Genomic DNA, 8526 nt, shown 5'->3' with positions numbered 1-8526 from the left:
CGACATCATTTACGCCCGCGGTTCGGCCGACGATAAGGGCCAACTTTTGATCCACGTCAAAGCGATCGAAGCGTTGATGAAAACAGAGGGAAGCGTGCCGATCAATTTCAAGCTGATCTTCGAAGGCGAAGAAGAGATCCAATCGGTGCATCTCGATCAATACCTGCTCGACAACAAGGACAGGCTGTCCTGTGACCTGGCGATAATTTCGGATTCTTCCATGTTTGGTCCCGATCAGCCGGCTCTGACCTACGGCCTGCGTGGAATCGCGATTGCCGAGGTGAAGGTTACCGGTCCCGACCGCGACCTGCATTCCGGTTCCTATGGCGGCGCGGTACCGAATCCGATTCATGAGCTCTGTAAGCTTATAGATGCCCTCCATGATTCCGATTACCATATCTCGGTGCCGGGATTCTATGATGATGTCCTGCCGATTGAAGACTGGGAAAAAGAGGAATTCAAACGGCTTCCATTTGACGAGGAAGCTTTCCGGAAGAACCTGGATGTGCCCGGGCTGGTGGGTGAGAAGGGTTTCACCACACTGGAACGCAAATGGGCCCGTCCGACACTTGAGGTCAACGGCATCTTTGGCGGTTACTCGGGCGAAGGCACTAAAACCGTATTGCCGTCATGGGCTGGTGCCAAGATTACCATGAGGCTGGTGCCGGATCAGAATCCCGAAAAAATCTGCGACCTGCTCGAGAAATACCTGCTCGAAATCGCGCCGAAAGAGATCACTGTCGAAGTTACCCACGGTGGCGGTGCGCCCCCGGCCAAGGTTTCCAAGGAAAATCCGATCATGCAGGCGGCCGCCGAAGCACTGCGCAAGGGATTTCAGCAGGAAACATTCTTTATCCGGGAAGGCGGTTCGATCCCGATCGTGAATTCTTTCAAGGAAACCCTGGGAGTCGACACGATTCTTTTGGGATTCTGTCAACCTGACTGTAACGCCCATTCCCCCAATGAATGGTTCAGTTTAAGTGATTATAAACGTGGAATAATGACCAGCACGTATTTGTACAAACTGCTGGCTGAGATGAAAAAATAGAAGAGGAAGTGTATGGATCTGGGATTGAATGACAAGGTAGCGCTGGTGACAGCTTCCTCGCGCGGAATCGGCAAGGCGACTGCCGAACGCCTGGCACGCGAGGGTGCTAAAGTAGTGATCTGCAGTCGCAACCTAAAATCTCTCAACGAGGCCGCCAAGGATATCCTGGATAAGACCGGGCGTGAGGTTTTGCCGGTTAAGTGCGATGTCACCAAACCGGAAGAGATCACGGCCATGTTCTCCACTGTGAAAAAATATCTCGACCATGTTGATGTCCTGGTTTGCAACTCAGGCGGTCCGCCCCAGGGTACTTTTGAGACATTGAGCGAACGTGATTTTTCATGGGCGATCGATTTAAACTTGAAATCCACGATCAATCTCTGTCGCCATGCAGTGCCGGGCATGAAAGACCGTCGCTGGGGAAGAATTATCGCGTTGACTTCGATTTCCGCCAAACAGCCGTTGGATGATTTGATTCTGTCCAATACCGTGCGCGCAGGGGTGCTCGGTTTTATAAAATCTCTGGCTAATGAAATTGCGCAATATAATGTCACCGTTAATTCGATCTGTCCCGGTTTCACTGCCACCCAGAGACTTAAGGATTTTGCGGAGGGCCTCTCGCGCAACAGCAAGGTCTCGACCGAACAGATCTTTACCTCGTGGGAGAGATCGATTCCGGCCAAACGGCTGGCAAAACCTGCTGAACCGGCCAACCTGATCGCCTTTCTGGCGTCCGAGGGCGCGGCCTATATAACCGGTACTGCGATCCAGATCGACGGCGGATTCATCAAGGGTCTGTTCTGATTATGCCGGCCTGCGAGCGCTGGCACAGGTCTGGTTGAGCATGCCACAGATACTTGTAATTCTGGTGGTCGTTTTCGGCCAGGCGATCTTTGCCGCCACGCCGATTTTTGCCAAAGTCGCACTGCGTGACTTCGATCCGCTAAGCCTCGGAATCGTCCGGTTTGTGATCTCGATCATCCTGCTCAATGCCATCCTGTATGCCCGGAAGCGTCCTCTTCTGCCCGCCAAATCTGATCTCAAGCTCGTGCTCTGGCTTGGATTTTTGGCGATTCCGGCCAACCAGGGAATGTTTTTGCTGGGATTAAAATTCACTTCACCCGGTCATTCCGCCCTGCTTTACAGCCTGACTCCGTTGTTCGCATATATTCTGGCGATTATCTTTTTAAAAGAAAAAACTCGCCTGCTCAAATTTATCGGTATCGCGGTAGCCTTTACAGGAGTAATCATCATACTGACCGACAAGCAGATCAAGCTGGAGCCTGATTTCGCAACGGGCGATCTGATTATTGTAGGCGGTGTGACTGCCTGGGCGGCCTATACGGTGTTCGGCAAGACACTCGTCAGAAGGGCGGGAGCTTTCGCGGCCCTGACTTACTCCATGACCGCGGGTACTCTGATGGGTTTGCCGTTCGGATTCTGGCACACGGTCACCTTTGATTTCTCGCAGGTCTCGACCGCGGCCTGGATCGGGATGCTGTTTATAGCCGTGGCGACCTCCGGCGTGGCCTACCCGATCTGGTACTGGGCCTTGAAATACATGGAGGCCTCCCGGCTGACGGTATTTATCTTTTTGCAACCGGTGCTGGCCAATATATTTTCGTACATTTTCCTGCATGAGGAACTGACTCGCAATTTCCTCATAGGGGGCAGTACAGTGCTGGTCGGCCTGATCATATCGGAGTGGATTCACCCGCTCAAATCGACCACTAACCAGTCATCCTCCACAGCTACCGGGTAGGTCCTGAGTTTGGCCCATTTTTCCGTAAGGCATTCACCGCTGGGGATATCGTAGCGCCAGCCATGCCATCCGCATTCGACCACCCGACCCTCGCATTTACCGGAATCGAGCGGGGCTTTCTGGTGTTTGCAGTCACCCTCGATGGCGTAATACTCACCCTCGATTAAAAAGACCGCCACCCGCCGGGCGAGAATCTTCTTTGCTACCGGACGGCCTTCGGAGACATCTGATTTTTTGCAGATCTTGAGTTTCATTAATTGCAATTTAGTTATTACAATGCGATTATCAAAGCATCAGTTTTAACTTGGAACCCGGATTTTAATATTTTATATAAATCGGTATGAAGGTCAGCCTGCGAATCGAGAACAGACGTCGTCGTGATGGATACGCCCTGGTGGCGGGATGTGATGAGGCCGGCCGTGCGCCGTTGGCGGGGCCGGTCGTCTGTGCGGCCGTGATTCTGCCGGAAAAGATGCGCGGCAAAGGTATCAACGACTGCAAGTTGCTCAGCCCGGAAAAACGCGAAGAACTGTATGCTTATATCATAAAAAAAGCCCTGGCCTACAAGATCGTCTCTGTCGACCGTTGTGTGATCGACAGGATCAATATCTTCCATGCTTCCATGCTGGGTATGAAACTGGCGGTCGAGAATCTCGAGTTAAGACCTGATGTAGTCCTGGTGGACGGCAACCATCTCCTGCCAGACCTCGAGATGCCTCAGGAAGCTCTGGTCAAGGGCGACCAGAAATCGCTCACTATAGCGGCGGCTTCGATTCTGGCCAAGGTCACTCGTGACCGGATCATGACAGTACTTCATCAGTTTTATCCGCAATACAACTTCAAGCAGAACAAGGGCTATCCCACACCGGCTCATCGCCAGGCGATTGTTATTCATGGCCCCACTGTATATCATCGGCGGTCGTTCAAGATGATTGCCGAGGCCCGCGCTCTCCAGGAAAAACTGGCCTTTGACTAAAAGCAGTTCACATTTCGGCAGGCAGGCCGAAGAGGAAGCCGCTCGTTATTTGCAGGAGCGGGGATTCACGCTCAAAACCCGCAACTACCGCCACGGCTCCAGGGAAATCGATCTGATTATGGAGAAGGATGACCTGCTCGTTTTCGTGGAGGTCAAGGCTTCGAGGGGCCAGTCATTCGGGTCGCCGGAAAGCTGGGTGACTCCTGCCAAACAGAAGAACATCATCACGGCCGCTCTGGCCTATATCCAAAAACATGATATCCGGGATCGCGAGATTCGTTTCGATGTTATCACTTGTCATGGTCAGGGGAGTGAGTTGAAATTGAATCATCTGCCGGCCGCCTTTGACGCGTCAGCGAATCTTTGACACGTTCGGCATACTCGATCATTTTATCGTAGACTTTGACCCACCCTCCGGGATGTTTGTCGATATGGTTTTCGATCTTTGACAGCCATTCTTCGCTGACTTCATAATAATTTAAAATCGAATCCCTGATCGGTGCCAAAAGGCTGTCGTCGTGGAAATAATGCTCTGTCTCGATCGCCAGCGCTGTCTGCACCCGCGCGAACTTATCAATCTCGGCGTCGACTTCCAGTTCACCCGGTGAGCGTGTGGCGAAGTACAAGAGAGTCGCGATTGCCAATACGACGATGATTATGATGATCGTTTTCATGGCTCCAAGATAGCTGATTTGATTGAAATAGAAAGTCTAAACTTCAGGGTTGCCTGGGATCGACGAAAACGGTCTGGGTGCGCTCCGGAATCACCAGTCCGGGAGCGCCTTTGCGGGCCTTGCGCACATAGCGCACCTCGGTGTAAAAGACCGGCACATGCTCGGCGTTGCGCGCGTTGGAAAAATAAGCGGCGATTTCGGCCGCCTCTAGGATGCTCTGTTTTGAGAACTGATGAGTTCGGTTGGGGCGACGCAGGATGACATGGCTTCCGGCTGTCTGCTGTGAATGAAGCCAGAGATCGTGCTTTCTGCCAAATTTGAAAGTCAGCCGGTCGTTGTCCCGAGACGACTTACCGACTAAAATCTCCTCGCCGGCCGTGGTCTGGTAACTCTTGTAAGGCAACCGTTCGGGTGGCTCTTTTCTGCCCGCTTTCTGAGGAACCGGTTTTTTCAGCCCCAATTCATTTAAACGCTCTTTGATCTCGCTGAAATCATCATCGTCATCCATTGACTTCGCAGTCGATATCAAGGTTGCGAGTTCTTTTAAGCGTGCTTCGGTGCGCAGTAATTCCTCTTTTACTCCCGGCAGTTTATCGCGGTATTTTTTTGAACGCTCGAACAGTTTCTGGAGATTTTCACCGGGTCTGAGCCGGGGATCGAGCTGTATGGTCACCTTCTCATTAGATTTTAAATAAATATCCTCGACTTCGATCCGCTCAGCACCTTCTTCAAGATTGTGCAGGTTTATGCTCAGGAGTTCTGCCAGTTTGCGAATCTCGTCATGGCTCTCGAACTTCTTGAGTTGCTTTCTGATTTTTTCGAGTTTGCGCTGTTCCTTTTTGGTGGCTTGTTGCAACTGTGACAGCAGAATTTTTGAGGGCGATGACTGCCTGGCGGTTATTTGTGATTTCTCATGGGTCAGATACAGGGCCTGCGCGATACTATCAGCGCAAGGACGATTCTCTGAATACGACAGGTATATGTGGACCGGATTGAGCCGGTAACTGACCGGATGACTAGCTTCGATAAAATCACGGCAGGTCGTCCTGATCAATTTAAGCAGGTGGCGAAGTTCGATCAAGCTGACATCTCCAGCCAGTTGATCGCGGTTCAGGTCGGCTGTATTCATGAAATCTATGACATCCGGTTTTTCCAATCCAAAAAAGGCTTTTCTCAAGTATTCATCCAAGCGCTCTGGCTTCTTCGCTTCAATTTGAGCGATCAACTGATCGATATCGAAGTCGATCGGATTTAGAAACGGCAGGCTTTCGGGGGTCGAGTAGCAGACTTCGTCACGTGAAGATTTTTTCAAGGCGGTAATTACCTTCCTGCTGGAATCGGTCAGGTACAGGTCGGAATTCTGTCCGAACAGCTCGAAGATCAAACGGTGAAGGCCTTCATCTGTGCGAATATCAATTTCAAGAATACGATCCTGTCCGACCTGATGGACGCCTTCGATTGTACCTTCACGCAACTGGGGCAGGAAGTTGGTCGTGGTAATCTTACGAGCGAAACCGGCAATGAAGTAAACCACCGAGTTGCCTCCCCCGAACAGGAAGACAATACTGAACGGCCCTGTGGCTGTACTAATATGCATTTCGATCCGCTTGTCTTTCTCAGACTTATTGAGATCGCGAAGCTTGCCTCCGACCAGGTCGCGTGCCATCTCGCGAGCCAGTCTGCCTGTATGAAGTGCTGTCAGTTTCATGATCATTAAGGATATATAAATTGATCTGCACAGGCCAACATTTTATCCGATAATATTGAATATGGACATGATTTATGCGTATCACTGAAAGAGGGCAAACAAATGTAAAACAAATTACGGCTGAAGTTTCTTGACAAATCGTTGGCTTGAGTTATAATATATTGAGTTAGACTAATCTACATTCCGTACCAGCCGCCAAAACCCGGAGGTGTGAGTTGAAAATTGAATCTGCTACCAGGACGTCAGCAAATTCCACCCTTTCTATTTTATTGATTCTTGGCATACTGTTTTTGTTTCCAGTAATGTCGCAAGCCGAACTGGCCACATCTGAAGAGATGGACCAGGTCGGATCGAACTGGATCAGCCTGATCTCTTATTATGACAACGGCTGGGCCGGCGAGCTCAACCCGCAGGTTGTAAATACAGCCGATATTATTGAAAACGATACTCTGCTTGCAAAAGTTTATTATACCGAGCCCTCCGGCTATGTGATCGTGCCGGTTTTGAAGGATCTCCCGCCGATCAAAGCTTATTCCCAGAATTCTGATTTCGATGTCGATGCTTCCGATGGTTTCGCGAAGCTGGTGCGAGATGTGTTGCGTGAACGGGTTCGGCTCTATGTCGATACTTACGGCAGTCTCGATGCTGTCCCGGCTGACAAGAGCGAACGATTGTTCGACCAGGTAAATCGTGACAAGTGGGATTTCTACGCCCGTGACAAAGCTGAATTTACCTCCGATTTGGGCAAGGCCGATGTTGAACCTGAAGAAGGTGTGCCGTTGATGTCCTCGACCTGGCACCAGGGTTATCCGTATAATCTCGAGTGTCCGATGGGCGATGGCGGACGAGCGGTGGTCGGGTGTGTGGCAACCGCCGCGGCCCAGATCATGGCTTACTGGCAATGGCCTCCGCAGGGCAACGGCAGTGAATCCTACTACTGGAGCGGTGACAACTCCTGTGGCGGATCGACTTCCGGTCAATTGTTGTCAGCTGATTTCTCTGATGCCTATGACTGGGAAAATATCGTCGACAACTGCAACGGCGGATGCACTCCGCTTCAGGAACAGGCCCTGGCCGAACTCAACGGCGAAGTTGGTGTGGCTTTCAATATGGATTACGGTGCTTGTGGTTCGGGGTCATGGACATACTACGCCACCACGGTATTCCCGACCTATTTCTACTACGATAACTCGATTAACCAGGCACTGCGTTCCAGCTATACCGCCAACCAGTGGTTCAACATGGTCAAGGACGAAGTCATGGCGGGGCGCCCGATGCAATACCGAATCTACTCGCATTCGATCGTCTGCGACGGCTGGCAGGAAGTCGACGGCGTCAAGATGTATCACTTTAATTACGGCTGGAGCGACAGCCATAATGCCTGGTACTCTCTCGATAACCTGTATTGCCCGTGGTCCGGATGCGGTCTCGACGAGGAATATATGATCCGCAGTATCTTCCCGAAACCTGATGCCGACAACGATGGTGTCGCGAACAATATCGACAACTGCCCGGTCTACGCCAATTCCGATCAGGATGACACGGATTATGACGGTATCGGTGACGCCTGCGACAATTGCGCTGAGGTTGCCAATGTCGACCAGGGCGATGCCGACGGCGATGGCCTGGGCGATGCCTGCGATCCGGATATCGATGATGACGGTGTCTTGAACGAAGATGATGTCTGTCCGTACGTTCCCTACACCAGCAGTATCGATACCGATGGCGACGGCGTCGGTGATGACTGTGACAATTGTATCAACACCCAGAATCCGAACCAGTACGATGAAAACTACGATGGTGTCGGTGATGCCTGCGACGGCGAGTTTCATGCCCAGTGCTATGAGATTCCGGATGGCACTGTCGGTCAATATTACTTCTATGAGTTCGAAGCGGTCGGCGGTGTGGAACCATATTTCTGGGATATCGTGCAGGGACAGTACCCCTACGGTTTGGTGTTCAGCGATGGAGAAGTCGGTACGCTGGAAGGTACCCTGACCTGGGCTTCGGATTATACCTTCAAGGTCGAGGTCGTCGATTCCGACAGCCCGGCACGGACTGACACCATGACAGTGACAGTGATCGTATCCGATCCGCCGTATATCTGTGGCGATGTTAACAGCGACAGCGTGATCGATGTATCCGACGCGGTGTATATCATCAACTACGCTTTCTCGGGCGGACCGGAACCTGAACCGGTCGAGTCGGGCGATGTCAACTGCGATGATATCGTGGATGTATCCGACGCTGTGTATGTCGTCAACTACGCTTTCTCGAGCGGACCCGAGCCCTGTTCGGAATGCAAATAATTTAGTAAGCTATATGTTTTACAAGCCCGGTCTTCGGCCGGGCTTTTTT

Annotated in this window: 9 protein-coding genes; 6 read left to right on the top strand and 3 right to left on the bottom strand. The window is 51.5% G+C overall.

All coding sequences use genetic code 11. From position 1 onward, the window contains the following. From GF404_04585 to GF404_04575, 3 genes are all read left to right on the top strand, one after another. Nucleotides 1-1048: M20/M25/M40 family metallo-hydrolase (locus GF404_04585; GenBank protein MBD3381456.1), on the top strand; the 1048-nt coding region annotated here is incomplete at its 5' end. Nucleotides 1049-1060: 12 nt separating this feature from the next. Continuing rightward, nucleotides 1061-1852 carry an SDR family oxidoreductase gene (locus GF404_04580; GenBank protein MBD3381455.1) on the top strand — a complete coding sequence of 264 codons (792 nt, stop codon included), beginning with the start codon at nucleotides 1061-1063 and terminating at the stop codon, nucleotides 1850-1852. 40 nt (nucleotides 1853-1892) lie between these two features. After that, nucleotides 1893-2810: an EamA family transporter gene (locus GF404_04575; GenBank protein MBD3381454.1), complete on the top strand. Its 918-nt coding sequence runs from the start codon at nucleotides 1893-1895 to the stop codon at nucleotides 2808-2810. On the opposite strand, the gene GF404_04570 is transcribed toward GF404_04575, so the two are convergent. Then, a complete protein-coding gene (locus GF404_04570; protein MBD3381453.1) occupies nucleotides 2759-3064 on the bottom strand; it encodes a Rieske 2Fe-2S domain-containing protein in 306 nt (101 codons plus the stop codon). The genes GF404_04575 and GF404_04570 overlap by 52 nt on opposite strands. A gap of 86 nt (nucleotides 3065-3150) precedes the next feature. On the opposite strand from GF404_04570, the gene GF404_04565 reads away from it, so the two are divergent. Further along, complete coding sequence (locus GF404_04565) at nucleotides 3151-3786, top strand: ribonuclease HII (GenBank protein MBD3381452.1); 636 nt, start codon at nucleotides 3151-3153, stop codon at nucleotides 3784-3786. Next, nucleotides 3743-4153, top strand: coding sequence for a YraN family protein (locus GF404_04560; GenBank protein MBD3381451.1), 411 nt, complete (start codon nucleotides 3743-3745; stop codon nucleotides 4151-4153). Before GF404_04565 ends, GF404_04560 begins: the two co-directional genes overlap by 44 nt. Here GF404_04560 and GF404_04555 read toward each other — a convergent pair. Together GF404_04555 and GF404_04550 are read right to left on the bottom strand one after the other, a co-directional pair. Further along, nucleotides 4077-4460, bottom strand: coding sequence for a hypothetical protein (locus GF404_04555; GenBank protein MBD3381450.1), 384 nt, complete (start codon nucleotides 4458-4460; stop codon nucleotides 4077-4079). The two genes, GF404_04560 and GF404_04555, sit on opposite strands and share 77 nt — an antisense overlap. Before the next feature lie 43 nt (nucleotides 4461-4503). After that, nucleotides 4504-6174: a DUF814 domain-containing protein gene (locus GF404_04550; protein MBD3381449.1), complete on the bottom strand. Its 1671-nt coding sequence runs from the start codon at nucleotides 6172-6174 to the stop codon at nucleotides 4504-4506. A gap of 1268 nt (nucleotides 6175-7442) precedes the next feature. On the opposite strand from GF404_04550, the gene GF404_04545 reads away from it, so the two are divergent. After that, nucleotides 7443-8477 carry a hypothetical protein gene (locus GF404_04545; protein ID MBD3381448.1) on the top strand — a complete coding sequence of 345 codons (1035 nt, stop codon included), beginning with the start codon at nucleotides 7443-7445 and terminating at the stop codon, nucleotides 8475-8477. Nucleotides 8478-8526 lie beyond the last annotated feature (49 nt).

Source organism: Candidatus Zixiibacteriota bacterium, from assembly GCA_014728145.1.
Classification (GTDB): Bacteria; Zixibacteria; MSB-5A5; order JAABVY01; family JAABVY01; genus WJMC01.
The sequence above is the reverse complement of the archived record's forward strand: the minus strand, read 5'-3'. Positions and strand labels throughout refer to the sequence as shown.

Bases quoted from the DNA above. Each gene is read 5' to 3' on its own strand.
- GF404_04575 (MBD3381454.1), top strand. From the start codon at position 1,893: ATGCCACAGATACTTGTAATTCTGGTGGTCGTTTTCGGCCAGGCGATC.
- GF404_04565 (MBD3381452.1), top strand. From the start codon at position 3,151: ATGAAGGTCAGCCTGCGAATCGAGAACAGACGTCGTCGTGATGGATAC.
- GF404_04555 (MBD3381450.1), bottom strand. From the start codon at position 4,460: ATGAAAACGATCATCATAATCATCGTCGTATTGGCAATCGCGACTCTC.
- GF404_04550 (MBD3381449.1), bottom strand. From the start codon at position 6,174: ATGATCATGAAACTGACAGCACTTCATACAGGCAGACTGGCTCGCGAG.
- GF404_04580 (MBD3381455.1), top strand. From the start codon at position 1,061: ATGGATCTGGGATTGAATGACAAGGTAGCGCTGGTGACAGCTTCCTCG.
- GF404_04570 (MBD3381453.1), bottom strand. From the start codon at position 3,064: ATGAAACTCAAGATCTGCAAAAAATCAGATGTCTCCGAAGGCCGTCCG.
- GF404_04545 (MBD3381448.1), top strand. From the start codon at position 7,443: ATGCAATACCGAATCTACTCGCATTCGATCGTCTGCGACGGCTGGCAG.